Annotated in this window: 46 protein-coding genes and 1 tRNA gene; 23 read left to right on the plus strand and 24 right to left on the minus strand. The window is 59.4% G+C overall.

Annotation, left to right across the window (positions count from 1 at the left end):
• Nucleotides 1-372: 372 nt before the first annotated feature.
• The 3 genes from CIT25_RS03945 to hdaA are packed head-to-tail and all read left to right on the plus strand — an operon-like array spanning nucleotide 373 to nucleotide 2,811.
• Nucleotides 373-930 carry a CDP-alcohol phosphatidyltransferase family protein gene (locus CIT25_RS03945; RefSeq protein WP_095483311.1) on the plus strand — a complete coding sequence of 186 codons (558 nt, stop codon included), beginning with the start codon at nucleotides 373-375 and terminating at the stop codon, nucleotides 928-930.
• Nucleotides 902-2,101, plus strand: a complete 1,200-nt coding sequence (locus tag CIT25_RS03950) for an AI-2E family transporter (RefSeq protein WP_095483246.1) — start codon at nucleotides 902-904, stop codon at nucleotides 2,099-2,101. Before CIT25_RS03945 ends, CIT25_RS03950 begins: the two co-directional genes overlap by 29 nt.
• Before the next feature lie 5 nt (nucleotides 2,102-2,106).
• Nucleotides 2,107-2,811: a DnaA regulatory inactivator HdaA gene (gene hdaA / locus CIT25_RS03955; protein WP_095483247.1), complete on the plus strand. Its 705-nt coding sequence runs from the start codon at nucleotides 2,107-2,109 to the stop codon at nucleotides 2,809-2,811.
• Here the strand turns inward: hdaA and CIT25_RS03960 are convergent.
• Nucleotides 2,808-3,272, minus strand: coding sequence for a hypothetical protein (locus CIT25_RS03960; RefSeq protein ID WP_095483248.1), 465 nt, complete (start codon nucleotides 3,270-3,272; stop codon nucleotides 2,808-2,810). The two genes, hdaA and CIT25_RS03960, sit on opposite strands and share 4 nt — an antisense overlap.
• 343 nt (nucleotides 3,273-3,615) lie before the next feature.
• Here CIT25_RS03960 and CIT25_RS03965 point away from each other — a divergent pair, with 343 nt between their 5' ends.
• Nucleotides 3,616-3,873 carry a type II toxin-antitoxin system Phd/YefM family antitoxin gene (locus CIT25_RS03965; protein ID WP_095483249.1) on the plus strand — a complete coding sequence of 86 codons (258 nt, stop codon included), beginning with the start codon at nucleotides 3,616-3,618 and terminating at the stop codon, nucleotides 3,871-3,873.
• The gene (locus tag CIT25_RS03970; protein WP_095483250.1) at nucleotides 3,870-4,253 is read left to right on the plus strand and encodes a type II toxin-antitoxin system VapC family toxin; all 384 of its coding nucleotides are present in this window, start codon (nucleotides 3,870-3,872) and stop codon (nucleotides 4,251-4,253) included. The genes CIT25_RS03965 and CIT25_RS03970 overlap by 4 nt, the downstream gene beginning before the upstream one ends.
• 268 nt (nucleotides 4,254-4,521) lie before the next feature.
• On the opposite strand, the gene CIT25_RS38055 is transcribed toward CIT25_RS03970, so the two are convergent.
• Together CIT25_RS38055 and CIT25_RS03980 are read right to left on the minus strand one after the other, a co-directional pair.
• Nucleotides 4,522-4,650, minus strand: coding sequence for a hypothetical protein (locus tag CIT25_RS38055; protein WP_280953346.1), 129 nt, complete (start codon nucleotides 4,648-4,650; stop codon nucleotides 4,522-4,524).
• A 51-nt stretch (nucleotides 4,651-4,701) separates the two neighbouring features.
• Nucleotides 4,702-5,703, minus strand: a complete 1,002-nt coding sequence (locus tag CIT25_RS03980; RefSeq protein ID WP_095483251.1) for a GlxA family transcriptional regulator — start codon at nucleotides 5,701-5,703, stop codon at nucleotides 4,702-4,704.
• Between the two features lie 128 nt (nucleotides 5,704-5,831).
• Between CIT25_RS03980 and CIT25_RS03985 the strand changes: the two genes are divergently transcribed.
• Nucleotides 5,832-6,659 (plus strand): alpha/beta fold hydrolase, encoded by an 828-nt coding sequence (locus CIT25_RS03985; protein ID WP_095483252.1) that lies wholly within the window; start codon nucleotides 5,832-5,834, stop codon nucleotides 6,657-6,659.
• Nucleotides 6,660-6,788: 129 nt separating this feature from the next.
• On the opposite strand, the gene CIT25_RS03990 is transcribed toward CIT25_RS03985, so the two are convergent.
• The 21 genes from CIT25_RS03990 to CIT25_RS04080 form a co-directional block, all read right to left on the minus strand.
• A tRNA-Ser gene (locus tag CIT25_RS03990) sits at nucleotides 6,789-6,862 on the minus strand.
• Between the two features lie 111 nt (nucleotides 6,863-6,973).
• Entirely contained in the window at nucleotides 6,974-7,534 is a 561-nt protein-coding gene (locus CIT25_RS03995; RefSeq protein WP_095483253.1) for a GIY-YIG nuclease family protein, read from the minus strand.
• Nucleotides 7,527-8,579 (minus strand): site-specific integrase, encoded by a 1,053-nt coding sequence (locus CIT25_RS04000; protein WP_095483254.1) that lies wholly within the window; start codon nucleotides 8,577-8,579, stop codon nucleotides 7,527-7,529. The genes CIT25_RS03995 and CIT25_RS04000 overlap by 8 nt, the downstream gene beginning before the upstream one ends.
• A gap of 181 nt (nucleotides 8,580-8,760) precedes the next feature.
• Nucleotides 8,761-9,138: a hypothetical protein gene (locus tag CIT25_RS04005; protein WP_095483255.1), complete on the minus strand. Its 378-nt coding sequence runs from the start codon at nucleotides 9,136-9,138 to the stop codon at nucleotides 8,761-8,763.
• A complete protein-coding gene (locus tag CIT25_RS04010; RefSeq protein ID WP_095483256.1) occupies nucleotides 9,135-9,518 on the minus strand; it encodes a hypothetical protein in 384 nt (127 codons plus the stop codon). The genes CIT25_RS04005 and CIT25_RS04010 overlap by 4 nt, the downstream gene beginning before the upstream one ends.
• Nucleotides 9,515-9,910, minus strand: coding sequence for an HNH endonuclease signature motif containing protein (locus tag CIT25_RS04015; protein ID WP_095483257.1), 396 nt, complete (start codon nucleotides 9,908-9,910; stop codon nucleotides 9,515-9,517). Before CIT25_RS04015 ends, CIT25_RS04010 begins: the two co-directional genes overlap by 4 nt.
• The gene (locus tag CIT25_RS04020) at nucleotides 9,911-10,105 is read right to left on the minus strand and encodes a hypothetical protein (protein ID WP_095483258.1); all 195 of its coding nucleotides are present in this window, start codon (nucleotides 10,103-10,105) and stop codon (nucleotides 9,911-9,913) included. It abuts the gene before it with no gap.
• Nucleotides 10,102-10,506 (minus strand): recombination protein NinB, encoded by a 405-nt coding sequence (locus tag CIT25_RS04025; RefSeq protein WP_095483312.1) that lies wholly within the window; start codon nucleotides 10,504-10,506, stop codon nucleotides 10,102-10,104. The genes CIT25_RS04020 and CIT25_RS04025 overlap by 4 nt, the downstream gene beginning before the upstream one ends.
• A gap of 55 nt (nucleotides 10,507-10,561) precedes the next feature.
• On the minus strand, nucleotides 10,562-11,041 hold the full coding sequence (locus CIT25_RS04030; protein ID WP_095483259.1) for a hypothetical protein: 480 nt from the start codon (nucleotides 11,039-11,041) through the stop codon (nucleotides 10,562-10,564).
• A 228-nt stretch (nucleotides 11,042-11,269) separates the two neighbouring features.
• Nucleotides 11,270-11,479: a hypothetical protein gene (locus CIT25_RS04035; protein WP_095483260.1), complete on the minus strand. Its 210-nt coding sequence runs from the start codon at nucleotides 11,477-11,479 to the stop codon at nucleotides 11,270-11,272.
• Nucleotides 11,476-11,664, minus strand: a complete 189-nt coding sequence (locus CIT25_RS04040) for a hypothetical protein (protein WP_095483261.1) — start codon at nucleotides 11,662-11,664, stop codon at nucleotides 11,476-11,478. Before CIT25_RS04040 ends, CIT25_RS04035 begins: the two co-directional genes overlap by 4 nt.
• Nucleotides 11,665-11,922: 258 nt before the next feature.
• Nucleotides 11,923-12,096 (minus strand): hypothetical protein, encoded by a 174-nt coding sequence (locus tag CIT25_RS36145; RefSeq protein ID WP_158302507.1) that lies wholly within the window; start codon nucleotides 12,094-12,096, stop codon nucleotides 11,923-11,925.
• Nucleotides 12,096-12,389, minus strand: a complete 294-nt coding sequence (locus tag CIT25_RS04045) for a hypothetical protein (RefSeq protein WP_095483262.1) — start codon at nucleotides 12,387-12,389, stop codon at nucleotides 12,096-12,098. Before CIT25_RS04045 ends, CIT25_RS36145 begins: the two co-directional genes overlap by 1 nt.
• Nucleotides 12,386-12,583 carry a hypothetical protein gene (locus tag CIT25_RS04050; RefSeq protein ID WP_095483263.1) on the minus strand — a complete coding sequence of 66 codons (198 nt, stop codon included), beginning with the start codon at nucleotides 12,581-12,583 and terminating at the stop codon, nucleotides 12,386-12,388. The genes CIT25_RS04045 and CIT25_RS04050 overlap by 4 nt, the downstream gene beginning before the upstream one ends.
• 50 nt (nucleotides 12,584-12,633) lie before the next feature.
• Complete coding sequence (locus CIT25_RS04055; RefSeq protein ID WP_095483264.1) at nucleotides 12,634-12,954, minus strand: hypothetical protein; 321 nt, start codon at nucleotides 12,952-12,954, stop codon at nucleotides 12,634-12,636.
• A gap of 45 nt (nucleotides 12,955-12,999) precedes the next feature.
• Nucleotides 13,000-13,236 (minus strand): hypothetical protein, encoded by a 237-nt coding sequence (locus tag CIT25_RS04060; protein ID WP_158302508.1) that lies wholly within the window; start codon nucleotides 13,234-13,236, stop codon nucleotides 13,000-13,002.
• Complete coding sequence (locus tag CIT25_RS04065; protein ID WP_095483266.1) at nucleotides 13,233-13,451, minus strand: hypothetical protein; 219 nt, start codon at nucleotides 13,449-13,451, stop codon at nucleotides 13,233-13,235. The genes CIT25_RS04060 and CIT25_RS04065 overlap by 4 nt, the downstream gene beginning before the upstream one ends.
• A complete protein-coding gene (locus tag CIT25_RS04070) occupies nucleotides 13,448-13,933 on the minus strand; it encodes a hypothetical protein (protein ID WP_095483267.1) in 486 nt (161 codons plus the stop codon). Before CIT25_RS04070 ends, CIT25_RS04065 begins: the two co-directional genes overlap by 4 nt.
• Nucleotides 13,930-14,715 carry a hypothetical protein gene (locus CIT25_RS04075; protein WP_095483268.1) on the minus strand — a complete coding sequence of 262 codons (786 nt, stop codon included), beginning with the start codon at nucleotides 14,713-14,715 and terminating at the stop codon, nucleotides 13,930-13,932. The genes CIT25_RS04070 and CIT25_RS04075 overlap by 4 nt, the downstream gene beginning before the upstream one ends.
• On the minus strand, nucleotides 14,712-14,879 hold the full coding sequence (locus CIT25_RS36150) for a hypothetical protein (RefSeq protein ID WP_158302509.1): 168 nt from the start codon (nucleotides 14,877-14,879) through the stop codon (nucleotides 14,712-14,714). Before CIT25_RS36150 ends, CIT25_RS04075 begins: the two co-directional genes overlap by 4 nt.
• A 598-nt stretch (nucleotides 14,880-15,477) precedes the next feature.
• Nucleotides 15,478-16,161 carry a S24 family peptidase gene (locus CIT25_RS04080; RefSeq protein WP_095483269.1) on the minus strand — a complete coding sequence of 228 codons (684 nt, stop codon included), beginning with the start codon at nucleotides 16,159-16,161 and terminating at the stop codon, nucleotides 15,478-15,480.
• 55 nt (nucleotides 16,162-16,216) lie between these two features.
• Between CIT25_RS04080 and CIT25_RS04085 the strand changes: the two genes are divergently transcribed.
• The 17 genes from CIT25_RS04085 to CIT25_RS04170 all read left to right on the plus strand — a co-directional run bounded on the left by CIT25_RS04085 (nucleotide 16,217) and on the right by CIT25_RS04170 (nucleotide 24,806).
• Nucleotides 16,217-16,396, plus strand: coding sequence for a helix-turn-helix domain-containing protein (locus CIT25_RS04085; RefSeq protein ID WP_095483270.1), 180 nt, complete (start codon nucleotides 16,217-16,219; stop codon nucleotides 16,394-16,396).
• A 300-nt stretch (nucleotides 16,397-16,696) separates the two neighbouring features.
• Complete coding sequence (locus CIT25_RS04090; RefSeq protein ID WP_095483271.1) at nucleotides 16,697-17,218, plus strand: HNH endonuclease; 522 nt, start codon at nucleotides 16,697-16,699, stop codon at nucleotides 17,216-17,218.
• A gap of 301 nt (nucleotides 17,219-17,519) precedes the next feature.
• Nucleotides 17,520-17,939 carry a hypothetical protein gene (locus tag CIT25_RS04095; protein WP_095483272.1) on the plus strand — a complete coding sequence of 140 codons (420 nt, stop codon included), beginning with the start codon at nucleotides 17,520-17,522 and terminating at the stop codon, nucleotides 17,937-17,939.
• Nucleotides 17,940-18,374: 435 nt separating this feature from the next.
• Nucleotides 18,375-18,785: a hypothetical protein gene (locus CIT25_RS04105; protein WP_158302510.1), complete on the plus strand. Its 411-nt coding sequence runs from the start codon at nucleotides 18,375-18,377 to the stop codon at nucleotides 18,783-18,785.
• The gene (locus CIT25_RS04110) at nucleotides 18,786-19,133 is read left to right on the plus strand and encodes a hypothetical protein (RefSeq protein ID WP_095483275.1); all 348 of its coding nucleotides are present in this window, start codon (nucleotides 18,786-18,788) and stop codon (nucleotides 19,131-19,133) included. It begins immediately after the preceding gene.
• A gap of 3 nt (nucleotides 19,134-19,136) precedes the next feature.
• The gene (locus tag CIT25_RS04115) at nucleotides 19,137-19,511 is read left to right on the plus strand and encodes a DUF4326 domain-containing protein (protein WP_095483276.1); all 375 of its coding nucleotides are present in this window, start codon (nucleotides 19,137-19,139) and stop codon (nucleotides 19,509-19,511) included.
• Nucleotides 19,512-19,556: 45 nt separating this feature from the next.
• Nucleotides 19,557-20,315: a DNA cytosine methyltransferase gene (locus CIT25_RS04120; protein ID WP_245329756.1), complete on the plus strand. Its 759-nt coding sequence runs from the start codon at nucleotides 19,557-19,559 to the stop codon at nucleotides 20,313-20,315.
• 406 nt (nucleotides 20,316-20,721) lie between these two features.
• Nucleotides 20,722-21,255, plus strand: a complete 534-nt coding sequence (locus tag CIT25_RS37375; protein WP_245329757.1) for a helix-turn-helix domain-containing protein — start codon at nucleotides 20,722-20,724, stop codon at nucleotides 21,253-21,255.
• A gap of 214 nt (nucleotides 21,256-21,469) precedes the next feature.
• Entirely contained in the window at nucleotides 21,470-21,826 is a 357-nt protein-coding gene (locus CIT25_RS04135; protein ID WP_095483280.1) for a BTB/POZ domain-containing protein, read from the plus strand.
• Nucleotides 21,823-22,221: a hypothetical protein gene (locus CIT25_RS36155; RefSeq protein WP_158302511.1), complete on the plus strand. Its 399-nt coding sequence runs from the start codon at nucleotides 21,823-21,825 to the stop codon at nucleotides 22,219-22,221. Before CIT25_RS04135 ends, CIT25_RS36155 begins: the two co-directional genes overlap by 4 nt.
• Nucleotides 22,109-22,576, plus strand: coding sequence for a hypothetical protein (locus CIT25_RS04140; RefSeq protein ID WP_158302512.1), 468 nt, complete (start codon nucleotides 22,109-22,111; stop codon nucleotides 22,574-22,576). Before CIT25_RS36155 ends, CIT25_RS04140 begins: the two co-directional genes overlap by 113 nt.
• A gap of 11 nt (nucleotides 22,577-22,587) precedes the next feature.
• On the plus strand, nucleotides 22,588-23,070 hold the full coding sequence (locus tag CIT25_RS04145) for a helix-turn-helix domain-containing protein (protein WP_206072914.1): 483 nt from the start codon (nucleotides 22,588-22,590) through the stop codon (nucleotides 23,068-23,070).
• Nucleotides 23,067-23,342 carry a hypothetical protein gene (locus tag CIT25_RS04150; RefSeq protein WP_095483283.1) on the plus strand — a complete coding sequence of 92 codons (276 nt, stop codon included), beginning with the start codon at nucleotides 23,067-23,069 and terminating at the stop codon, nucleotides 23,340-23,342. Before CIT25_RS04145 ends, CIT25_RS04150 begins: the two co-directional genes overlap by 4 nt.
• Before the next feature lie 58 nt (nucleotides 23,343-23,400).
• Nucleotides 23,401-23,757 carry a DUF4406 domain-containing protein gene (locus CIT25_RS04155; RefSeq protein WP_095483284.1) on the plus strand — a complete coding sequence of 119 codons (357 nt, stop codon included), beginning with the start codon at nucleotides 23,401-23,403 and terminating at the stop codon, nucleotides 23,755-23,757.
• The gene (locus CIT25_RS04160; RefSeq protein ID WP_095483285.1) at nucleotides 23,754-24,017 is read left to right on the plus strand and encodes a hypothetical protein; all 264 of its coding nucleotides are present in this window, start codon (nucleotides 23,754-23,756) and stop codon (nucleotides 24,015-24,017) included. The genes CIT25_RS04155 and CIT25_RS04160 overlap by 4 nt, the downstream gene beginning before the upstream one ends.
• Nucleotides 24,018-24,052: 35 nt before the next feature.
• A complete protein-coding gene (locus CIT25_RS04165) occupies nucleotides 24,053-24,565 on the plus strand; it encodes a hypothetical protein (RefSeq protein ID WP_245329758.1) in 513 nt (170 codons plus the stop codon).
• Nucleotides 24,566-24,623: 58 nt separating this feature from the next.
• Nucleotides 24,624-24,806, plus strand: coding sequence for a hypothetical protein (locus CIT25_RS04170; RefSeq protein ID WP_158302513.1), 183 nt, complete (start codon nucleotides 24,624-24,626; stop codon nucleotides 24,804-24,806).
• Nucleotides 24,807-24,885 lie beyond the last annotated feature (79 nt).

Consider the following 24,885-nt stretch of genomic DNA (forward strand, 5'->3'; position numbering starts at 1 on the left):
AGTCCAGACACCCGGGTTTACGGCGACTGACCGCCCGAAAACGAACGCCACGACGGCAGCCACCAGCCAGAGAGGCCAAGACGCCAGAAGGCCGACCACCAAGGCAAGAACGAAACTGATCAAAAGGTCATGCATCGACGCGTCGCGGTGTGGAGTTGTAAAAGATGCGAAACCTAGGAAGCTTTCTGTTACTCCGGCCAAATAGCAAAGTGTGACACGCAGGGCGATTGTAAATCTCTGTGCCATCGTCATTCGCTAGGTTCGTTTTTTCGGTCTGGGGTGGAGCAGGTGAGCGAGGAGAGAGCGTCGCCACTTGCCGTAGCGTCCCATCTCCATCATGTATCATTAAAACAGAAACGACGGGACATGCGTTTGACCATCCCCAACATGATCACGATCATGCGTTTCGTGCTGGTGCCGGGCGTGGTGCTGGCCATGCTGCAGGCGCACTGGGACTGGGCTTTCGCCGGCTTCCTCATCGCCGGCATTTCCGACGGTGTCGACGGCTTCATCGCCCGCCATTTCAACCAGTTTTCGCAACTTGGCGCCTATCTCGATCCGATGGCCGACAAATTGCTGCTGGTTTCGGTGTTCGTGGTGCTGGGCTTCATCGGTGAATTGCCGCTGTGGCTGGTCGTCACCATGGTGTCGCGCGATGCGCTGATCGTCTGCGCCGTGCTTTTGTCCACCGTCATGGCCCACCCGGTCGAGATGAAGCCGCTGTTCGTGTCCAAGGCCAACACCGCCATCCAGATCGTGCTGGCGGCGGTGGTGCTGGGCGAACTGGCTCTCGCCCTCGACCTCGATCCGCTCAGGCCGGTGCTCATATTGCTGTCCGGGGTCTTGACCGTGGCTTCGGCCGCGGCCTATCTCGTGGCTTGGCTGAGGCATATGAGCGGCTATGGCGAAGGCTCCACACCGGACACCTGACCAGGACATCGACGCGGCAGCCGAGGCTGCGGCCGCCGATGCCGCCGCGTCTGGCGTGTTTCGCCGCCAAATCCGCTTCTGGCTGATCAGCGCCATCATCCTCGCGGTCTTCCTCTATGTCTTCAGCGGCATCCTTTTGCCGTTCGTCGCCGGCATGGTCCTCGCCTACTTCCTCGACCCGGTCGCCGACCGGCTGCAGCGGCTCGGCCTGTCCAGGCTGATGGCGACGGTTGTCATCCTGTTCGCCTTCATCGTCGTTCTGGTGCTGGCCTTCGTCATCCTCGTTCCGGTGCTGGCCTCGCAGATGGCCGATTTCGCCAGCAAGCTGCCGGAATACCTGACCCGGCTGCAGACCCTGATCACGAGCTTCGATCCGAGGTGGCTGGAAGAGAAATTCGGCGTCGACGCCAATGGCCTGCGCGAAGGCTTGAATTCGCTGCTGACCTCCGGCTTCGGCCTCCTGACCACGGTGTTCACATCGATCTGGAGCTCCGGCGTGGCGCTAGTGTCGGTGGTCAGCCTGTTCGTGGTGACACCAGTCGTTGCCTTCTACATGCTGCTCGACTGGGACCGCATGGTGGCGATCGTCGACAGCTGGGTGCCGCGCGACTATGTCAAGACCGTCAGGGCGATCGCCAACGACATCAACACTGCTACCGCCGGTTTTGTGCGCGGCCAGGGCACGCTGTGCCTGGTGCTGGGCGCCATGTACGCCACCGGCCTCACGTTGACCGGCCTGAATTTCGGCATCCTGATCGGCCTGTTCGCCGGGCTGATCTCCTTCATTCCCTATGTCGGCTCGCTGACCGGGTTGGTCCTGGCCGTCGGCGTTGCCTTCGTTCAGTTCTGGCCCGACTGGACCATGATCGCGGCGGTGGCCGGCGTGTTCTTCGTCGGCCAGTTCATCGAGGGCAACATCCTGCAGCCGAGGCTGGTGGGAAAAAGCGTCGGCCTGCATCCGGTGTGGCTGATGTTTTCGCTGTTTGCCTTCGGCGCGCTGTTCGGCTTCGTCGGCCTGCTGATCGCCGTGCCGGCCTCGGCCGCCGTTGCCGTGCTGGTGCGTTTTGCCATCGCCCGTTATCTGGAATCGCCGCTCTACAAGGGCCACAGCACCGAACCTGTCCCGCCGCTGCCGGCGCGTCGCCGCGGGAGCGGTGGGCCGCGCAGTTGAGCCAGATGCCGGACAACAAGATCGACCCGCCGCGCCAGTTGCCGCTCGATCTCGGCCACGGCACCGGCTACTCGCGCGACGAGCTCGTCGTCTCCGGCACCAACAGCCAAGCGGTGGCGCTGGTCGATCGCTGGCCGGACTGGCCGTCGCCGGTGGTCGTGCTCGCCGGTCCGGCGGGCTCTGGAAAAACCCACCTGGCCTCGATCTGGCGCGCCCGCGCCGGGGCCGTGACAGTCGATGTCAGGCGCATCGGCGACTGCATGGCGGGCCTCGGCGCGCGGCCTGCCCTGATCGACGACGTCGATGCCGGCGCGGTCGATGAAGAGGGGCTGTTCCATCTGATCAATGCGGTGCGCGGGGCCGGCTCGACCTTGCTCTTGACCGCGCGGCGCTTTCCGTCCGCCTGGGGCGTTAGGCTTCCGGACCTCGCTTCGCGGCTGAAAGCGGCGGCGACGGTCGAGATCCACGAGCCCGACGATCTCTTGCTGGCCGGCGTCATCACCAAACTGTTCGCCGACCGCCAGGTCGAGGTCGAGCCACATGTCGTGCAATATCTGGTGCGCCGCATCGAACGCTCGCTGGGCACCGCGATGCGGGTGGTGGAGCGGCTCGATCGCACGGCACTGGAGCGCAAGACGCCGATCACGAGGGCGCTCGCCGCCGAAACCGTCAGCGCCATGGATGAGGGGCAGGGCGAGTTCGAGATTTAGACTGTAGTGGGCTTTGGCGTGCTGCCTCGGAGGGCTGCAGGCTCTTCCACTTTCGCCGCAACTTCATTTAAAGTCGCTATCAGCCTGTTGATTTGCGACAGGGCGGTGGTCATCTCTGGACCGTATCGCGTCACTAAATATTCTCGGTTTCCAGTAAGTTGGGACAGATGGTGTGCCGTGCGTTTCCGCAGGACCAGTCCCGAGGCGATTGCCTTTGCGGTACGTGTCGCAAAATCGTGCTGCAGGCCACGCAACGCCTTATGATCAGAACCAGTCAGGAGGAGATGGGCATTGAGGTAGAGTTCGATTGCGTGAAGGGCGGTGAAACGGCAGGGCACCAGGGAAAGCGCGTTACCCTTGCGTCGATGTTCCAGCAGGCGGATCGCTGCATTTCTGAATTCGCTTGCGAGTCCCAGTACCTGTTCGGCTGTTGCCTCTTCACCAGGGTAGGAAGCATTCATTCTACTTGCCCCGCCTCACATCGGCGTCCCGCCGTTCCCGCAGGATGACACGACGCCGGACGCTACGTCAAAGTCGAAACACCGATTGGTCGAACGCGGAAAACGACCACCCCTGCCGGTGTTCCATTTCGGGAAACGAAGACTGGCATCTGTCTTGCAACGTCAGTCTTGCCGGCTAACCCCGGTCCTGATTGCGTATCAAATCAGGTTGTAGGCTCGCCGGGAGACGGGGCGGTTGGGGTTCTCCTCCCGGCGAGCTTGCCTTTGGCCGTTGTAATGGACCGTTGAATGGTCTATTTTCACTGCAAATATGGACCAGAGGATGGCCCATAGAGGAGTGGCGATGCAGGTATCCGTTACAGACGCCAAGGGACAGCTGACCGAATTGGTGCGTCGTGCCGAGGCAGGCGACGAAATCATTCTGACCCGTCACGGTCATGCGGCCGTGCGCCTGGTTCCCGTCAAGGCAGTGCCGGACAGGAAAAGCCGTCGGGCACTGCTGGAGGCGATGCGCGCATCCGGCGCCGCGAGGGCGAAGGCCGGGCCATCCGCCGCGCGAAGCCAGGATTTCCTCTACGGTGATGATGGCCTGCCTGAATGATCGTGGTCGATACCTCGGCGCTGATGGCGATCGTTCTTGACGAGCCGGAGGCTGATGTCTGCATCGCGGCGCTCGAGGCTGAAGACGACATTCTGATTTCCGCCGGCACCGTGGCCGAAGCGCTGATCGTCGCGGCGCGGCGCAATGTCGGCGAAGAGCTGTCCGGCCTGATCGACGGGCTTGGTTTCGAAATTGCGGCAGTAACGCCGGCCTCTGCGCGTCGCATCGCCGAAGCCTACGCAAAGTGGGGTAAGGGCGTTCACCCGGCCGCGCTCAATTTCGGTGACTGCTTCGCCTATGAGGTGGCCAAGGAACATGCCTGCCGCCTGCTTTATATCGGCGACGATTTTTCGAGGACCGATATCGAAAGCGCTCTCTAAGCATGGGTTGTCTGCGCCACATGCGCGCGACAAGGCGACAGGGTCGACGCTCCCACCTGTGAGCTTTCCCTTGAAATAATGCCGGCGATATATTTTGACCGAGAGCCGTCCCACCCGCAGGCTGTGCATCGGCCGTTTTTGAACTGATGTTCGCAGGCGGGGTATCCATAGAGATGAAACGCGCATTCAGCACAAAGGCTGGCCATTGCACTGCTTTCGACGAAATATATGCTGCCGCATTCGTCGCAACTCGTGATTGATCGGTCAGTCATTGGCTCACCTCGCACTTCCGCTTCAGCCCGATCGCCTGGCGCGGCCACCGCAACAGCCACAGCGGCTTGGGCTTCCTCTGCATCATCGTGCGGTTGGTCGTGGCATCATAGACCTCATCAAACACACGCATCCTCCAGCGGCAGTCGACGCGGGGCAAGCACGGCTGGGCCACCGCTCAGCGCTCGCCGGCCACAAGCGCGGCTCGTTCCACGCCAAAACGCCTGCGGTAATCGCCCGGCACCAGGCCGGTTATCCTGGCGAACACTTTGCGGAAGGAGCCGGGATCGTCATAGCCGACATCCCAGGCGATCTGGTCGATTGATCGGGTCGTCGCTTCCAGCATCTCACGCGCCTTGCCGACGCGCAGGTGCTGGCAATACTCGGTCGGCTTGAGGCCGGTGGCGTTGCGAAAGCGGCGCAAAAAAGTCCGCTCCTCCAAAGCCGCATGCTCCGCCATAGTGGCAAGCGTCACATCGCGCGCGCCTCTCGCCTGGAGCCAGTGCTGCACTTTGAGAATGGCCTCGTCGCCATGGTTCAGCCTGGGAGCAAAGGGGCTGTAGAAGCGCTGCTCTCGTCCCGGCGGATCCACCAGCATGAAACGGGCAGTGTCCATCATGACGGTCGGCCCGAGCACCCGGTCGACGAGTTTTAGGCCGAGATCGGTCCAAGCCATGTAGCCGCCGGCAGTGATGATGTCGCCATCATCGATGACCAGCTTGTCGACATCCAGTGCGATGTCGGGAAAGCGCATCGCCAGCGCGTCGCGATAGGCCCAATGCGTGGTCGCAGCACGGCCAGACAGCAGGCCGGCCTCGGCAAGCACGAAGGCGCCGGCGCAGACCGAGCCGAGCGTCGCGCCTGCCGCATGGCGGGCCCTGAGCCAGTCGGCGTAGGGCGCGGCCACCCCGCGAGCGATCGGATCGCCTAGGGTCGGAGGCAAGATGACCATGGCAGGTGCATTGCCGGGTCCGGGCTCGCTGTCGAAGGTGCGGATGACCGTTTGGCTCGCCTCCTGCCACTGCCAATGGCTGACACGAAGCCTCAGCGCGTCCGGCGACCGTTCGGCAGCCAGCCGGTTGGCCAGCTGGAAGAGATCGGTCAGGCCAAGAACAGCCGCTTCCTGAACGCCGGGATACACAACGAGGCCGATTTCGACCGGATCACGCGCCGCAACCATCTGTCAGTTTTGCCATGTTCAATGTCTGTTTTGCCAATCCACACCATGACTGCGTTGCGATAGCTTGTCCACAGAAGGAACGAACCTTCCCCCAACCAATTCAGCTAACCACATCAAGGAGTACGACGATGAGCACATTCACCACCAAGGACGGCACCGAGATTTTCTACAAGGATTGGGGCACGGGTCAGCCCATCGTGTTCCATCACGGCTGGCCGCTCAGCGCCGATGACTGGGACAACCAGATGCTGTTCTTCCTCGACAAGGGCTATCGCGTCATCGCGCATGACCGGCGCGGACATGGCCGCTCGACGCAGACGGCGACCGGCAACGAGATGGACACCTATGCCGCCGATGTCGCGGCTCTGGTCGCTCATCTTGATCTCAAGAACGCCGTCCATATCGGCCACTCGACCGGCGGCGGCGAGGTGGCGCGTTACGTTGCCCGTTACGGTGGCGAAGGACGCGTCGCCAAGGCGGTGCTGATCGGCGCGGTGCCGCCGATCATGCTCAAGACCGACAAGAACCCCGGCGGCCTGCCGATCGAGGTCTTCGACGGCTTCCGTGCCGCTTTGGTCGCCAACCGCGCCCAGTTCTACAGGGATGTGCCGGCCGGCCCGTTCTACGGCTTCAATCGCGAGGGCGCCAAGGTCTCGCAAGGGGCTGTCGACAATTGGTGGCGCCAGGGCATGATGGGCGGAGCCAAGGCCCATTACGACTGTATCGAGGCTTTTTCCGAAACCGACTTCACCGAGGACCTTAGGAAGATCGACGTGCCTGTCCTGATCATGCACGGCGATGACGACCAGATCGTGCCGATTGCCGACTCCGCTCTGCTTGCAGCCAAGCTGGTGAAGCACGGCACGCTCAAGGTCTACAAGGGCCTGCCGCACGGAATGTGCACCACCCACCCGGAGATCATCAATCCGGATATCCTGGCGTTCATCCAAGGCTGACGCTTCGGAGCTTCAGGCGGGCACGCGGAAATCCGCGCCGCCCGTCGGTCGCTTCCGTGCTTCGCCAGTCGCAGATGCTGCCCGGCGCAGGTGCGCCGGCAGCATGGCCGATGATTTGCTGTGAATGAATGGTCGGAGTGGAGAGATTCGAACTCCCGACCCTCTGGTCCCAAACCAGTATATCGGCCGGTTTGTTCATTCCCGAGACGCCTTATGTCCGCTGTTCGTTCACGTTGGTTTCGGTTGATGTCGGTTGTTTCTGTGCGCGCGCACAGGATAGCTGTGCGCTAGCCGGGTCGAACTCCTCGGCGCNCTTATGTCCGCTGTTCGTTCACGTTGGTTTCGGTTGATGTCGGTTGTTTCTGTGCGCGCGCACAGGATAGCTGTGCGCTAGCCGGGTCGAACTCCTCGGCGCCGTAAGTGTCGGATTGTCCCGGCAGCCCTCCAATGTACTCGATCAGTTCATCACTACGAAGGAACCACTCGCCTCGCACATGAAGGTGCGCGAAGTACCGGTGGAGCTTGCCTTCGTCAGTCTGGCGCCCGACTAGCGTTCCCACGACGGTCAGCATGTTCGGGTTGCCGCACTGAAGCATCGGCAACCGCAACTCTGCCATCGATGCTGACCAGCCGATTTTGATAGGGTAGTGCGGGGACGACAGACACGTAATGAAATAGATGAAGCCGACCGGCTTGCCACGGTTCGGCTTGAACTCGCCAGCGATATAGGACCGGAGCAGTGCTTCCGCCTTGTCTCGCTCTCCGTAGGCGAAGCCGGTGCGGGTATCGCTCCCGCCGTCACGGATAATCCAGACCTTCTGGCCTGCCCTGTCTTTGCGGAGATAAAGGCGAGGACCGACCGATTTCCTAGGCATGCAATCTCCTTGCCGCTATCGCTGTCGATGCGGCTTTCTGGAAGTTCGGGCTTTGATGCCCATAGGTACGCTCCAGCATCTCAACCGTCATGCCCAAGAACCCGGCTGCCTGCCATGGCTCGACGCCTGCCTGCATGAGCCACGTAGCGCAGGAATGGCGCAAAGTATGCGGGATAACATCGTTGGAAAGCTTAGCATTTTGCCTTGCAGTCCGGAAGGCTTTCTTCACTGAAAGCACCGAAGATCCGTTCCAGTTGATGACGTGGCGGATGTTCTTGTCCAGCCGCTTCCACCGCCTCATATGGGCGAGGAGCCGTTCAGGAATCGCGGCCGGCGGCTGACGCTTGTTCGACTGGCGTTGACTGCTTCCGCTGCGGTGCATGATGCCCTGCTCCAGGTCCAGCCAGCCGGTCTTGACCGATGGCAGCCAGGACAGGCCAAGGATGGCGCCAGAGCGCGTTCCTGTGTAAAGGCCAATGAGGACGAAGCGCGCAACGTGCGGCGTCCTGCGGGCGTTCCAGAGCAGCGCTGCGGCCTCGGCGCGTGTCAGCCATCTTTCACGCGCACGGTGCTTCCCCGGCATCGTGAAAGCCGGGACGGGATCAAGCCCATATTCCTTGTGGAAGTAGTTCACCGCAGCTCGCAGCGTTTCGAGCTCGTGACGCGCCATCGACGGTGTAGTTCGTGACGCAGCGAAATCCCGGCAGGTCTTGCCCTTGATGCTCGACACCATCCGGTGCGCCCAAAACGGCGTCATCCCCTCGATGTGGTCGGCTATCAGTTTCGGCCGACCAACCGAAGGCGCGTGTTCCATCACGTAGACCCGGAGGACTTCCGCGATGGAAATGGAATCGGACTTCCCGCCTTTTGATGGTCGCGTGGTGTGCTTTTCCGCAAGGTACTCAGCGAGCCGGATTTCAGCGCGCTGACGCTCGCCTTCAGAGCAGCCAGTTCGCTTGTCTTTTCCCCCGTCGCGGATGATCCAGACGCTTTGACCGCGGTCTTTTCTGAGGTATAGTCTTGGTGGTTCGGCATGACGCGGCATTTTTCCCTCATCTCGCGGATCGCGGCTGGCGTCGTGTAGAGGTTTTTCCCGATCCGTTCGACGCTAAGGTTTCCACGCCTGATTTCCGCACGCAAGGCGTTTACGGAGACGATCCCCCGCAGAACGAGCTTGCTGGCCTCTGTCAGGGTGATCGGGTCGCTGTCAAGCAGATCGGCGCGGCTCACTCTATCCTCCCCTTCGATGAAAGACGGGCGGCGCTAAGGGCTTCGTCCCATACCATTTGCGCGGCTTTTAATGATTGGAGAGAACCGCGATCTGCAACGCCTCGTTGATCGATATTGTAGGCCACATTCGCAAGTTGCGCCCCGGCCTCCCGCAGACGCATGTTCTCGCCTGCCACGGTCGGATAGTGCTTCGCCTGTTCCGTCGCATTCTCCAACGCCGCTTCAAGGGCGGCAATGTGGTCTGCAGCGCGAGCCATTATGGTTTCGGCGCTGTCGATGTCATACAGGTCAAAACCGTCTCGATTAGTGCCTTCAGTGGGCACGCCAGACCGCAGTTCCGCAATCAGATCCGATGGGGATGTATCGCCGCTCATGGCTGATCTCCGGCGAGGGCGAGGGCTGCCGCAGCGTCGTCAGACAACCTCTTGGCGATCGGCTCCATAACCAGCGGCATGGGGCGTAGGCCGTCGAAAGCGGCCTTCATATTGGTCAGCGCCTCCCGCAAAGCCTCCACCACTCCCTCCTGTGGCTTGGGAGGGGAGGCGGCATCCATAAGCGCTCGCGCAAGCTGCTCGAATGGGTCAGTTCCCGCGTGACGATGAACGGCGGCCTCTTCCTCGGAAAGCGGCCTGCGAACGACTGCGAAGATGTGGTCGCTGTCGCCATGGCGGATGATGCCCCAATCATCGTATTTCAGTGGCCTGTAGCGCAGCCATTGCACAGTCTCAGGCAACGGTGTTGCTTCTTCGGTCATGGCGAAGTCCTCACGATGTAAAGCGACCGACGCGGGCACGCATGGCCCTTCGGTGCTGGCTTCTCGGGTTTTGGTGCGCTGGGGATCTTGACTTTGATCCTGGTCTTCATGCCCATGAGCGATTGCGCGACGGTCTTCGCCGCGGTAGGCGTGTCGTGCTTGGCTGTCTTGTGACGATGGCAAGGAATGCAGACTGCCGCGCAGTTCTCCAATCTGTTATCCTTGGAGTTCGCATCGAGAATGATGTGGTCGTACTCGACGCCGCGCGCCAGATCGTTGGCGCAGCGTTCCCCTGTGGGAAGGCCGTACCAGGCACCCACAGCCTCACAGCGCTTGCCAGAGCGCAGCAGAGCCGCTTTGCGGGTCTTGCCGGCGAACTCGCGGCGAGCCATTCACGCCACCCGCTGCAATTCGTGCAGGTCATGGTCCAGCGCTAATTCGATTTCCGCGACCATCACAGCGACGGCAGATTCGAATTTGCGATCTCGCTCCCATGCTGCGATCATCTCGGAATGGACCAGCGCATACTCTGCCGAGAAAGGACGGGAGCGGACATGCTGTGAGACGTGAATCTGTGCCCGGTTCATGCTGCTGCGCTCCTCTGCTCTGGCTCATGGAAGGTGACGCCGTGACGCGCGCCATATTCAAAGATCAGTTCGATCAGATCAGTCATTTCAGCTTTGGAAAGGTCGGAAGACGATCGGCCTAGGCTGACAAACCCGTTGCCGTCCAAGTTCGGCACCATGCGAACCTCACGCTTTAGCGCGTCGAGGAAGATCAGCTTCCAGTCGTCTGGCGTGAGCTTCAGACCGTGGTAGGGGACTTGCTGCGCCACTTCCGTCAGCAGCACCCACATCTTTGAATTTTGGTCGACAGAACGCTTCGGCGCCTTGAACTCCAGCCGCGTCCCATAGGGAGCCTGGCTGATCCAGTTAGTCGCCTTCTGGCGTTGCGTTGCGGTGTCGAGGATAAGCGTTGCGCGGCTCATGTCTTTGGCCTTCCCGCCCGGACCATTTTCGATCCGGGCTTTTCTGGTGGCGATTTCAGAACGGAATGTCACTGTCGGCCGGCGGAGGCGCGGGCGGGTTGAAGTCGCCACCGACCGGCTCAAGAGGCCGCTGCGGCGACTGCGCGTAAGCCTGCCCAGCGTTCATGTTTGCCTGCGGCTGCATCTGTCCCGGCTGGCGCTGTGGCATAGCCTGCTGCTGCGCTGGGGCGCGGGCCCGGATTGCCTGCACCTTCTTGCCCTGGTAATCGACGGGCATGGTCATGAGCATGATCTGCCGGCTGATCCAGCCATCCGTGTTCTTGCCGTACAGATCCCCGAAGGTATCCGCATTGGTCTTGTTCAGCACCAGACCCTTGTCGAGTTCCTGAAACATGACGAGCAGCTTGCGGCTGCCGTCATCGAAGCTCTTCATGTCCACTTTACTGACCGTGACAGTCCAGAAATTGGCGCCGATGTCCTCGGCCTTGAGAAAGTCACTGTTGCTCTGGTAAACTTCACCGATATCGTATCCCATGTTACTTTTCCTGTTCCTGCCCATCCGGGCGCTTGACGAATTGAGGGCAAAACCCTCCGTTGATGTGGACGCATCGCATGAACGGTTCTTGATCCGCCCAGACGGTCGGGGCCACAAACCCGCCCCCTTCAACTCGGGGGAATTTCAGACACACCCAGCCGGAGGGCGAACGCTTCCGTGAAGACGGTTCAACGTTGTCGCAGTCCTCGCAGTAGGTGTAGTTTCGGCTCACTGCGCCGCCCTCACGGCTTCGGCGTAATGGTGCCAAAAACGAATTGCTCTGCGCATCTCAAGCCGGTGGATGAAGCGCCAGCCGGGCGTCTTGTGGCGGAGATAGATCCGTGCAGTGAGCCGGCATTCCCTTGCGGTCTGGAAGTCGGCATGAGCCCGCCAGCGAGCGACGGTATCGGGGATGACAGACAGGTCAGCTCGGGTCATTGCGGTAGCCTTCCATCGGTCAAATCGAGATAGCGGGCACGACATGCGGCGCGCAGAACCGGGCATTCATCCAGCTTCATCAGGTTTTCAAGCGCCGCCAAGATCACGCTCTGCTTGAGCAGCGCTCTCAGTTCGGCCGATGTCAGCGGCGGTGTGCCTGGCACTTGGGAGGTATGCGCGGTCATGGCTGCGGCTCATCACAAGAAAAGCCGACGTACCGCCCTTTTTCGTCTCTGGCGCGGATGACTGTGTCACCCTTACATTCCCGGCAAGCATCAGGCTCGCCAGCCATATTGAGACCCATCCCTGTGCCATCGCACGACGGGCAGTCTTCCCAAGCCAAAGTGATTTTGATCGGGGGTTTCATAGCGTCACCCATCCTGCCAACAGGGGCAGTCCGAATAGAATGATGATGCCGCAGTAGAGATGGGAGAGGGGCCACATCACGCGGTTTCCTTTGCGATATCGGCGCGGGCCAACACCTCTACTAGAACCCGCAACAATGCGTTTTGCTCGATGCGCGCCTGCCCCGATATGCTCTGCGCAAGCGCGCCGTTGATTATGGCGAGCTTCTTCAGCGCCATGATTTCGATATGGCTGATTTCGACGGTAGCCATCAGTCTGCCTCCTCTTCCTCTTCGACAGGGATGATTTCGAGGCTCTTGCAAGTCTCGTCGCTCTCCCTCAAAGTGTTCAGCAAATGCCGGTTGATGTGGTAAATCTGGCCGTCCTCAAGCACGCGGTACTGGATGCCAACGGGCGAGGTAAAACAGCCGATGACGTTGACTTTCAGCGTTTCAGTGGCTCGGCCGGCGAGCTGGCGGTGCATGTCAGCTATGGGCTTGGTGTGCGTCAGTCTGTGCAGCGCTGCGCCGAGATCGCGGGCAGTTTGTCTATGGGCGGCGTTCATGGTTGAACCTGTGCGGCGTGGGCAGATGCCAGATCAACCTGCAGAAGCTGGTCAGCATACTTGCTGAATTTGTTGATACGAATCGCTTCGTCCAGCGCGTCTTCAAGGCTGGTGAAGGACTTCCCCTTGATCGGCACGGACCTGAGCCTGTCTCGATCAAACCGGGTGATGACGTATCCCGTTGCGCTGGTCATATTCCGTTTCCTACTGTTCAGGTGCCAGAGGTAGAAGGGTTGGGAGGGGGTTAACGCGCGACCGATTTTCGCCCGTATTCCTTGTCGTCAGGGAAGACGATGCCTTCCGCGCCCTGTTCGACGGCCTCTTTGATGGCGTCGTCAAACATGCGATGGACGATGGTGGTCCCATCCTCCTCCTCGTCGTTCAACTGGTGATAGACAGCTTTAGCAAATGCGGCAGGGTCGGTGACTTTCGGCACAAGAATGTCGCCAGACTTCTCGTCGTAATGTTCGAATTCGGTAAGCCAGACGGCGGCCCGCTTAAGGTCGGCCTTGCGAACACGGATAGTGATCGCGCCCGATTTGCTGATTTTGACTGTGAGGGCCATCTGTTTCCGTTCCTATTGAGATTCTGTTGAAAGGGGATGGGAGGGTCAGGTTGCGTTAAACAGTCGTTTCAGCCAGTTTCGGCTTTTGAGCCATTTGGCGTATTCGTGTAGGTCCGCGAGGTCGTCGCCAGCATTTTGGGCAGCGTCCCGTGTCGCAACGACCTCCTTGGCGTAGGTAATCAGGTCCTCCTTGTCGCCCGCGCTAGGAGTGATGGCGCGGCGAATTCGAGCCATTTCGTCTATGACTGATGGCGGCACAGTCCGTTTAGCAGTCTCAGTCATGGCGCGCGCTCCTGCCATGCCCATTCAGCGTCATTCAGCGCTGCGAAAGGCGGGGTGTTTGGCTCGACAAAGCAAGCGACATTGCCGCAACCGATACGGAACTGCATGTCGGTATCGCTCTCGGCCAGTCGAACCTGCTGAACGGATTTTGTGTTGCAGAACGGGCAGGTCTTCAGGTCGTTTCGCTGCTTGGTTCCGGTCCAGTTTTGGGTCATGTTCGTTCCTCGTGTTCGGGGGAGGGCACCGATGCGGCAGCCGCGGCAAGAATTGCGGCCGGAACGTCTTGATCAAATCTGCCAGTCAGTATCTGGCCGACATCGCGCAAGTCGCACTCGCCGCTTTTCATGCGCTTTCGGATCAGCGCTATCGTTTCTGCCATATCTCCCGGCATTGGCGCAGGAAGGGGGGCGAGAGCTCGGGACGTGGCGAGATAGGCACGGATCGCCGCGCTGACCTCGTTCGCGTAGTCCTCCGGAAGGCCGGCTTGGTCACCAAGCACCGCTAGCATTACCTCGCAGGCGGTATAGAGCGCAGTCGGATCTAGCGGCTCTTCCGAGCCAATAGCCTTCTGGCCGATTATCCTCGCGTGATAAGCGCCGATCGCGGCTTGAAGGCTGTACCCACGGTTTGCAGGGTTACATAAGGCAGCGTGTGCAGCTTCGAGTGCCTGCAGGGGTTTTATACCGTCATCAATCACGATACGGCCTCCGCTTTGGCGATTGCTTCGCGAGCGGCGGCCATCGCCTCCAGTCCGGCCGTGTTCGTGGTGGGGGTGTCGAAGCCGTCAAACCATGCAGAAACCATATTCTTGAGCGCTGCCAGCAGTTCGTCTCTTTGGCTCCGCAACTCGTTGACTTGATCGTTGAAATCGTTGCAGCGCTTGGCAAGTCTGTCGATCTGTTCACGGTCTTCCATTTCTTTGACCTTCTCCTCGGGTGTTTTGGCAGACTCCTTTCGGTAAACAGTGCCTTCGATGTAAAGGAAGTCTGGCTTGGGCAGCGGCGGGTCACACGGTGACCTGACCACGTAGTTCTGCGGGAAGAGGCCGGTAACGGTGACCACGACGTCATTCGCCCACCGCGCTTGCTCCCGCTCGGCAACTCGACGCCAACGGTCTCTGTCCATTGCTATTTTGTCATCGCTGGACGGAGGCGGTTGCAACTCAGCATGCCGGATTAATTCCCCAGCAGCCTCAATGGCCGCATCTACAAATTCATCGATCCGCTGCTTGTCGGAAAGAGCTTCAGCTCCTGGGCTGGCAAGCGCAAAAAGACGCCGAGCCATCCTAGGCGCTTCCGCATGGCTGCCTTGTAGCCATTCCATCGTTTTGTCGTGCAGTGCCATGATGTCTGTTGCGGTTGTCATAGGGGCGGTCCTCATCTGGTGTGCGGGCTCTGCGGTTTCGTAGCGGCGCTGCATGTCTTCCAAGTCGCCGCCGAATTGGGCGTGAGCGGCGAGAATGTCGGGGTGGATTTTCATGGCCTGCTCCCAAACCGAGCGGCAGTGCGATCCAGCTTGGCGAGGATGACGGCGGCTCGTTCCTGAGCGTCCTTGATCTGCTGCTTCGTGAGGGGCGGAACTTTCGTCCCCTTCATGAAGCCCTGACGCATCAGGTCTAGGTGGCGTTCAAGAGCGGCGTTCATCTGTCTTTCCTCATCTGGTGTTGATGAGAATATGCGCTACGCATAAACAATATGCAAGAGGAAAAATGCACAGCGCATAAATTATCTTGCAGCGACATACCGCGTCGCCTATAAGAAAAAGGCCCCACGCGGTGTCGATCCGCTGGAGCCTATGGTTGATGACAAATTTCTTTGGCAAGATTTGACAGTCATCAACAGGTGGTAGTGTTATAACGTTACACCGCTGCTGTCAATCTCAAAACCTTGCCAGTGGGTTGCCGATCCTTCCGAAAATCGGGCTTACGTGCAGAGACGCCACTTTCGAGGGCTAACCCGCATATGAACTGGCATAAGGCAAGACACGCGGGCTAGGACGGCCCTGAACGCCCCGCAAGGGTGGATAAACGACGAAAGCGGTGAGGTCTGGGCGGAAATGCCCACCTGCCAGGAGTGCGAGACCCTCAGGAGCCGCCGGGAGCATCCGGCATCCATCTCGGTCGATAATGCGTGTAGAGCCTAAGCACTGTACTGGAATAGGACGGGATAGATGTGAGATACCTCACCCTCCGTCTTTGATAGAGCTTTGCCATAATTCTGGTGGGAGTGACTCCCCGCAAAATCATGGGCGCTTCATGATCCACAGGACTTTGGCCCGCACCTCGATGTTGTCCCCGTCCTTTGCCCCGTCGAGCCGCAACGGCTCTTGAAAGGCTGGGTCGTTGCTTTCAGGCCATAGCTCGATGCCGGTTGTCGCGCGCCTGATCCGCTTGGCGGTACGTTCGATTATCTGGCCATCAAAGCGAGACCATTCAACAATAACAAGATCGCCGTCTTGGATGTCTATTCGCGATTTGATGCAATCAAGACAAACCAAGATATCGCCAGGCTGTGCGATCTTATCTAGTGAAGTACCTTCAACTGTAAATGCATATTGCCATTCAGCCGGGGCATCCGGTGCCGCTGGCACCACTTCGTACAATGAACCATCCCCCGCGCTGACATCTTGCCAAATCCCAGCTCTAACTATTCCGATGACTGGCACCGAAGCAAGGGGCGTTCTGGGCAGTTGGCTAACAACGCCGCCTTTGCCTGTGAGCAGCCATTCAATGGGCACTTTGAATTTCCTCGCATAAACAACCGCTTCGTCAGCCTCGTATTGACGCGAACCGTTTTCATGTGCCGCATAAGTTGGATAAGGAATCCCTAACGACCGAGCCGCATCTGTAGCGGTTCGGAACCCAGCATCCAGTCTGGCCTTCTTGAGCCGCTCACCTCTGGTCCCCATCGAATCAAGATATGCCATATTGACCTATGCGATGGGTATTGACAGACTTATGCGATGCGCATAGATTACGCGCATGCAAATAGACAACCCAATTCTCGAAGCCCGCAAATCCTTGGCGATGACCAAGACCGCTTTGGCTAAGGCGCTTGGCGTAAACCTCTCGACGGTCTGGCGCTGGGAGAAAGGGCAATTGCCCATCAGCCCAGTCGTGAAGAGGGCGCTAGAGCAGCTCGTTGCGGAAAAGGCAGCATAGCCATGAGCACCGAACCGAACCACACGCCTCTCTTCGGTGACGCTATCGGCCCTTGGCACGATCATTTCGCGTGGCTCCCGATCCGCACCTACGACCAGCGCCTTGTCTGGTTTCGGTGGGTACGTCGGCGCAGCGTTCAAAAACACCAGTACCTCCATGGCGGCGCTGATTTCTGGTTCCAGTATCACAACGAGGTCGCAGCATGACCGCCCTGCGCGAACACGTCGGCAATCACGATAGGCTCGGTCAATGCTGGGTCCTCTTCATCGGCCATGATCATTTCTCCGAGGGGAATGCAGCATGAAAAAATGGAGCGACCACCTCACGAAAGAGGAGACGCGAGCTTTTGTCGGGCGCCTTCGGGAAGGTCTGAGCTATGACCCGGAGACAGGCCTTTTTACGAACCTCAAAAGGCGTACCAGTTGCAGCGTCGGCACCATTGTCGGTGGGCTGAACGACCAGGGATACGTCATGATCTCGTTCGAAGGCAGAGGGCACAGGGCTCATTGCCTTGCGTTCGCCTACATGACCGGGGCTTTTGCGCCTCACGAGATCGACCACAAAGACCGAGACCGGGCCAACAATAAATGGGGCAATCTACGCCCAGCTACCGTGGCCGAAAACAAGGCTAATACAAAGGTTAGGGTGGATAACGCCACTGGTCTGAAAGGCGTTAACAAAAAGAGGCGCCGGTTTGCAGCAAGAATACACATATCTGGCCAGGTTCTCCATTTAGGTGTGTTCGACACGGCCCAAGATGCTCATCAAGCATACTTGAAGGCAGCCAAGGCCCATTACGGCGAATTCGCGAGGGCAGCATGAACGCGCCATCTCCCGAGTTCTTCAGCCCCTGGACAGTCCACCCACTAGACCGCCCGCCGCTGTGCGTGGCGCACCATTCCCAAGCGAAAGCCTCCGAAGACAACGGCAGGACCAGCGCCATTGTGAGCGCCCCTGTGACGGGAGAGGCGAGTAGGGCGAGCGTCGGCGCCGGTACCGACGCAACCAATTCAAATTCGCCAAGGCATCTTTCCTCCTCCCGAGAAGCTTTGACGAACGGCCCGGCGAAGGTGATCCCCCTCCAACCTTCGCTGGGCCACCACCTTTCGCAGGAGCCGCAGCTATGAGCTACCTCGATTGGAAAGTCGGCGACCAGGTTGTCTGTGTAGACACGTGGGCACGGGAAAACGACGGGAACGGATACGGTGATGAAGTCGGGCCTATTGCCGGGCAGATATACACCATCCGCGAGATAGGTTTTCTCCACCCCACAATTCATCGGCTGCAAGTCAGGCTGTTCGAGATTGAGAACGTGGTCCACCGGTACAATGATATCGGCATGTGGGAACAGACCTTCTACGCCTCCCGCTTCCGCCCCGTTCAAAAGCGCTCCACCGACATCAGCCTGTTCCGCGCGCTGCTCAATCCAACTCCAGAGCAGGCCGAGCAATTCATCAAGGCCGATCACGACGAGCAGCACCAGGTAGACGCGGAAGTCCTCCGCGCATTCATCCTCGCAAATCGGGATGGATCGTACCCATGACCGCATCACCCTTTACCCCGGCGCACGGCTCGGCTCTGAGATCCCTCAAGCCCTGTCGTGAACATGTAACGGTTCGAATCTGCGTCGGGAGCGGGCGAGCGCATCGTTACCTCATTGGGTTCAACAGGCCCAACGCACTTAACCTCGCCCGCATCCAATCCGCTGCCAACCTCCCCGGCCGCGGCAATTGGGACCGGACCATTGAGCGTACGCACACCCCTGTCGCTCTGGCCCGGTCCCTCTTTCTCCAGCTTCAGCGCTGGATATGCAATGAGTGCCGGCCCCAACTTGCCGCCGGCTTGTTTTTTCGCATTCGCTCGCTCGTCCATCTTCGCCAAAAGTCGACGCGCGGCATCCTCCAAGCTTTCAGTCTCTCGCCAGTCCTTTCGTCTGCGCTGTTGTTCCATGACCAAACAAGAGCATGGAGTGACGAGCATGGGACGCAGAGAAACCAAGCATTACGTGCAGCAGGAGAAAAAAATGAGCTCGGTTGATATGGCCGGCGAGGCGAGCGGTTTCGTTCGCCGCATGGTCGAAAACGAAACGCGGGGATGGGGCGACATGGATAACGCCCTGACCCGCCTTGAGGCGAAATACGGATTGCCCTTCTGGACACTCCAAAACCTCCGCACAGGCCGCGCCAAGACGGTCGAAGCATCCATGTTCAATAGGATCAAGATAGCCTTTGTGGACCAGTGCAGGCGCCACGCAGAGCGGCTACTCCACGAAGCAGAAATGGCGAAGGTAGGAAACCCGAATGTCGATCTGGCGGATATTGAGAATCAAATTCGGGCTCTGGCTGCAAAGCTGGCGGCTGCGAAGGGCAATCAGGAAAGGGCGGCGTAAGTGAACATTTTCAACAAGATACTTGAAGACTACTACGCGAACGACACGCGCCTAGGCTGTCCGTCGAAGGACTATGCGGCACAGCGGCGTCGCATGAACGCCATGGCGACGATGACTATGAGCAACGGCTTCAGCATTCCACCGAAGGGCCGCAAGCTCTCGAAGGGTGGCAAGACCCGCACCGAATTGGAAGCCGCCGGCAAGGCCATTTTTGAGCGGAATCTTGCCGCCGAAGTCTCATTCCGAGAAGCGCATGCGAACCAGCCTGGATGGGGCATTCGCCGGATCAATGCGGCAATCGAGAAGCGACTGCATCTGAAGCCGTCCGCAACTCAGGGAAGGGAATGACGAATGAGCGAGCCAGTCCGAGTTCAGCTTTCTCGAAGCAAAGGTTGGCGGATGCCTGAGAACACGGTGAAGGTCGATCGGTCATCGGGCTTCGGAAACCCGTTCCCCATCATCAATGGCACCTCGACCACCATGGGCAAGACCTCCGATGTTTGGCAGGTCGGCACGTGGGAGGGCCCGGCGATGTGGTTCAGGGACACCAAGCCTGAGGCCGTCGAATTGGCTGTGCAGGCGTTCCGCGCATGGGTCATGCACCCGGCTCAAGAAAGCTTGCTTAACAAGGCGAAGACATCCCTGCGCGGCAAGAACCTCGCCTGTTGGTGCAAGGAGGGCGAGCCTTGCCACGCTGACGTTTTGCTCGAACTCGCCAACGCCTAGCCCAGCCACTTCCCCACTCCTACACACCCAAAGAGGAAGACGCGCGTGAACGGACTTGTGCTCTCACTTTTCCCAGGCATTGGCCTTCTCGACATGGCTTTCGAGGAAGCGGGGTTCTGCGTCGTTCGTGGGCCAGATCCAATCTGGGGAGGGGACGTTCGCAGCTTTCATCCGCCGGCAGGGCGGTTTGATGGCGTAATTGGCGGGCCGCCATGCCAGCCATTCTCACAGCTTGTCCACATGGTTCGCGCAAACGGCTTTGAGCCTAAGCATGAGAACCTAATACCTGAGTTCGAGCGCATTGTCGCCGAGACTGCTTGCGGCTGGTTTCTAATGGAAGAAGTGCGAGCCGCACCTCGTCCTGTCGTTCCTGGCTACATTGTCCACGATCAAATCGTTAACGCTCGGCATGTCGGCAGCACTCAAAACCGTGAGCGCAGAATATCATTCGGTACTCCAGAAGGCCACAGTCTGCATCTCCAGACGGAGACGTTCGAGCCTATGGATTGGGACTTCGCCGTTACCGGCGATGCGCGCCGCCGCCCTGTAGCGATGCTCGCCGGTGGCAAGCCAAAGGGCAACGAGACTGGCGGCCGAACCTCGTCACTGAACCGGGGTGCTGGCGTGTTGCCATTCGAGACTATGTGCGAATTGCAGGGCTTGCCGCGCGACTTCCTCTCTGAGAGCCCGCTCACTGTCACAGGAAAGCGCCAAGCCGTTGGTAACGGCGTCCCGCTTCCAATGGGCCGGGCAGTCGCTCTCGCTGTTCTGAAGGCCACATCGCGTCTGGAGGCAGCAGCATGACTCCCCGCATTCCATTCTCCACCGCCTCCATAGCAGCAATAGCCCTAGCCGCTATTGTCGCCGCCGAGATGCTTTGGCTGATCCTGGTGCCGCAGCCGCTTTTCCCTCAGGGGCACACAGCGCTTTCTCAAAAATCACATCAGGAGAATGTTAGGTGAGAGCGTCAGTAGGCGAACCCCGCCGGTATTTCCACGAGGTTGTTCTCACCTATGAGGGTGACGAATGCCTCATCTGGCCGTTCAGCCGCTACCCGAACGGATACGCCCAGCGGCACGATCCTGACTATTGCACGAGTAGCGTAACCCGGCAGGTTTGCACTGAAGTCAATGGTCCGCCTCCAACGCCAGAACACCAAGCGGCACACAGTTGCGGCAACGGCCACAAGGCGTGTGTGACGAAGGGGCACTTGAAATGGAAGACGCCGAAGGAAAACTGTGCCGACAAGCTCATCCACGGCACTTCCAACGGGGGCGCTAGTAATGGAAACGCAAAACTGACGGCTGAGCAAGTCGCCCAGATCAGAGAGCTTAGAGGCACCGACACCGCCGCCGTTATTGGGAAAAAGTTTGGCATCAGTGGCCCAGCGGTATCTCGCATACAAACTGGCGTGAGATGGGCAAGCGTTGGGATGTGTGCCGTCATGCTGGCCGCCGGGGCTCCGAAGATAGGCCATGCGCATGAGGCTATCCCGACCGCTGCGAAGCCACAGGGATGGAATTACCCCTATTCTTGCTGTTCGGGCATCGATTGCCGGGAGGTTCCCGACGCCGACATCATCGAAGGTTCGCGCGGCTACGAGATTCGCAAGACTGGCGAGATCATCCTCATGTCAGATCCGAAGATCAAGCAAAGTCCTGACGGTGTGTTCCATTGGTGCTCTGTCAAGGGGCGCGATGACGGTAAGACCATATGCCTGTTCGTTCCGCCGCGAGGATTTTAGCGATGGAAGCGGTCCTCGTCCTCTTTGTCTCATTGCTCGACGGCACCCAGCGAGAGCCAGTCGTCCTCACCGAAGCAATGCCGCACCCCGTGTGTATGACCCTTAGCCAGCCTATGGCAGCGAAATGGCAGGGGGAGCATCCAAAGCATCAAATCCTGGGTATCGCTTGTGCCGACCCTCGCCAGCTTGCGGCGTTTTTGGGGAGGCATTCGGCGTGATCAGCATCGATCTTCCGTGGCCATCGCCAGACCTGTTCCCGAACGCTCGCGTCCATTGGGCTCGTAAAGCCAAGGCCGTAAAGAAGGCCAGAGCCGATGCGGAATGGTGCGCCAGAGCAGATGGCATAAGGCCAAACGACCCGGATATCCCGCAGGCCCTCAAGGTCACCGCGGTATTCTCCCCGCCGGACAACCGCGTCAGGGACGAGGACAACATGCTGGCAGCCTGCAAGGCCTATTTCGACGGCATTTCCAAATTGATCGGCGTGGACGACAGCAAATGGTCGATCTCCATCCGCCGTGAGGTAGCCACCAGGGGCGGCTCGGTTCGGATCGAATTGGAGGCCGCATGAAAGATATCCTCGCGGCATTAGGCGCGGTCCTAGACGCTGATCATGCTCAAGCGGTCCTCGATCACCGCAAGACCAAGAAATGCGCTCTGACAGTCTTCGCTGCCAAGCTACTGGCCAAGCAATTCGCGCTCTGCCCAGACCCGAATGCAGCAGCCGAGGAAATGATCATTCGAGGGTGGCAGGGTTTTAAAGCCGAATGGCTGGCAAGACCACAACAGCGCACCGGCCGACGCAACTACATCGACGCAGCCATGGACAGGATCAATGGACCAGAAAGCGTATTTGTCGATCGCCGCGCTATTGAACGCATTTCCTCAGAGCAGCAGCGACCCGGACCTGACATTGCGGACGTTCGAAGCGGTGTTGAAGGATATCCCGGCTCAAGCCGTCATTGAAGCGGCAGAACGATTCATGAGCGGCCTTGTTCCCCAGCAAAGCGACACGTTCGCGCCATCGCCGGCCAAGCTCGCCATTGAGGCACGGCGCATTGCGGATCTGCTGCCCTATCGCGGCAAGGAATCGCTCTCGAAGCCACGGCCATATTTCTACCAGGAGCCCAAGGCCGGCGAGAAAGTCCGCATGGGCTTCAAGATGGCGGTTCTCTCGGCAAGCTTCGGTCGCGCAAACGGCGCCGACATGGTGATGGAAGCGCATAAGCGCGGCCTCGAAGACATCGTAGCACTTGGTCAATCGTGGGGCGTGCCGGTTCCAGAGGAACTATGGGCACAGCTCGGCAAAACAGCAGCGTAGGAGAGTTTCACATGGGTATCATGTACGCATTTCAAGCGACAGAGCGCGGCATTCAGGCCAGGGCTGTTCCAAGCGTCACCGAGGAACATCCGCGCCCGCCTATCCAGATGCAATCCGTTTGGACGACCGATCCCACGCCAATCGTATTGCAGCGAGCCGAAGGGCTTCGAAAGCTTCGCCGGCAGGGCATGCCCGAATGGGCGGTGGCTATCCTTGCCGGGGTCGCTGATCGTCATGCAATCTGCCCAAGCGACATCGCCAGCAAGAGGCGCCACCGCCCGATAGTCGATGCGCGCGCCGAGTCGGCTTATCTGATCAAAGCGGCAAAGCCGGTTCTTTCCAGCAACATTCTCGGAAAATGGTTCGGTAAGGACCATACATCGCTCGCGCACCTCATCGCCCGCCACCAGGAGCAGCATGGGCTGCCGAAACTCGTCGGCTACGACGTATCCCAAGTTCGCATCCGCATGCGTAATTACTGGAGAGCAGCATGAACCGCAAGAAACTCACCAACGAACGCCGCGCTGAACTGGTCGTGGAGCGCCGCAAGGCTCGGCAGACGGCGCAGCTCGCAATGAACCGCCAGATGTCGGCGAACAAGGCTGCGGCCGGCGTCACGTTCCTTCATGGCCGGGTTGACGAGACGGTTGCGGCCGCACGCTTGGCAGAGATCCCGCCAGACACGCGCGACCTCACCCAGCGGGTTTGTGGCGATCCGATATTCGAGCGGTCTGCGTTGTACAAAAGGCTGTTCCAAACAGGTTAAAGCCTTGTTATTTAACATGAAATCGGCTATATTCGCAACCTGATTTGTGGAGCCTGAAATGAGCGACGCGCGAGTGATCTATCTCTCCGGCCCGATGAAGGGATACCCCGAGAGCAATTACCCATTGTTCCGGCAGGTCGCGGCAGATCTTCGCGCCGATGGCCACCGCGTCTATAACCCGGCCGAGTTCCCCCATCGCGGGCCGCACGAGACATTCCCGCTCCGGCAGGCGTTCGCCTCGTATTGCTCGTTCATCTGCCTAGAAGCGGATACGATCGTGCTGCTGCCTGGCTGGGAGAAATCCAAGGGCGTCTCTGCCGAGAAGGCATTGGCTGAAAACTGCGGACTCGAAGTCATCGAATGGTCCTCCAAATCTCAATCTGGAGCAGAGCCATCTCCCGGAGCATCTTCATGAGCGAAATACCGGATGACATCGACGCATCAGTTCGCGCGGTATTCGAGAAGGCCGCGCCGAACCTATTTGCCCCGCTCCTTTGGGACGCCATCGCAGAGGCGCTTATGGCAGAGCGTGAGCGGTGCGCGAAGATTGCTGAAGACGACGACGGTTGGTTCTCGGATTGGGGCGAAGACCGCAACACACGAGTCGCACAGCAAACCTGCAAGGACGCCGCAGCCCGAATCCGCTCTCCAAATACAGCAGGTGCGCAAGAATGACCTGGTACGCAATTCGCACCGCTCCAGGCGCCCAGATGCCGAAACGCGAGTTTACGGTGGAAGACACCAAGGGCGCGAAGGGGTATCGCATCATCCCGAGCCTCAATGCCAGCGTGTCAGCGGTTGAGCGTGCACTGACCGATGCCGGGTTCGTCCATTACATGCCGGTGGAGAAGCGTCTTATCCGCGATCGACGCAAGCCGGATCTGTGGAAGGCCCGCCGCTTCGCCCTCATCCTCGGCTATGTATTCATCAAGGGGCCATGCAACTTTCTCGGGCTTCAGCAAGTCCCAGGCGTGGCCGGCATCGTCGGAACATGCGGTGATCCAAAGCCTGTCGATCTCGTAGACATCCTGCTGTTGCGTTCGATGGAGGCCAAATCGGAATCGGTGTTCGACAGCCAGACGATCAATAAGCAGCGCCAGATACGCAAGCGCGCCCGCAACCAGGGAGACAAGAAGCTGATGGCACTGGTCAATAGCCTCAACATGACCGGGGTAACGACCGTGCCTATCGGGGCTGAGCTTTGGGGTAGTGTCTCAGTTTGAAATTTGAAATATGCGAAAGCGCCTATCCCGGTTTGCCCGCGTAGGCGGAAGCGCCTATATGCTTAGCGGAAAGCATGAGGAACGCGCGATGGGTTGGTATGACGATTTGATTGCACACCATGAAAAGCAGATCGCCAATCTTCAGCAGGCGATAGCTTTGATGGAGGACGGCACGCTCGCCACGGGCGATATCGAAAGCGGCCGCCGGAATGATACGACGGCGGAGTCGATAGCTTGGTGATACCCGCTCCTATGAACTCATCCGTGACAAAATCACGTACGAATTCGACCTGTGGAAGCACGGCGACAAGCACTACTAC

This window comes from Mesorhizobium mediterraneum, assembly GCF_002284565.1.
In the GTDB taxonomy this organism is placed as follows: Bacteria; Pseudomonadota; Alphaproteobacteria; order Rhizobiales; family Rhizobiaceae; genus Mesorhizobium; species Mesorhizobium mediterraneum.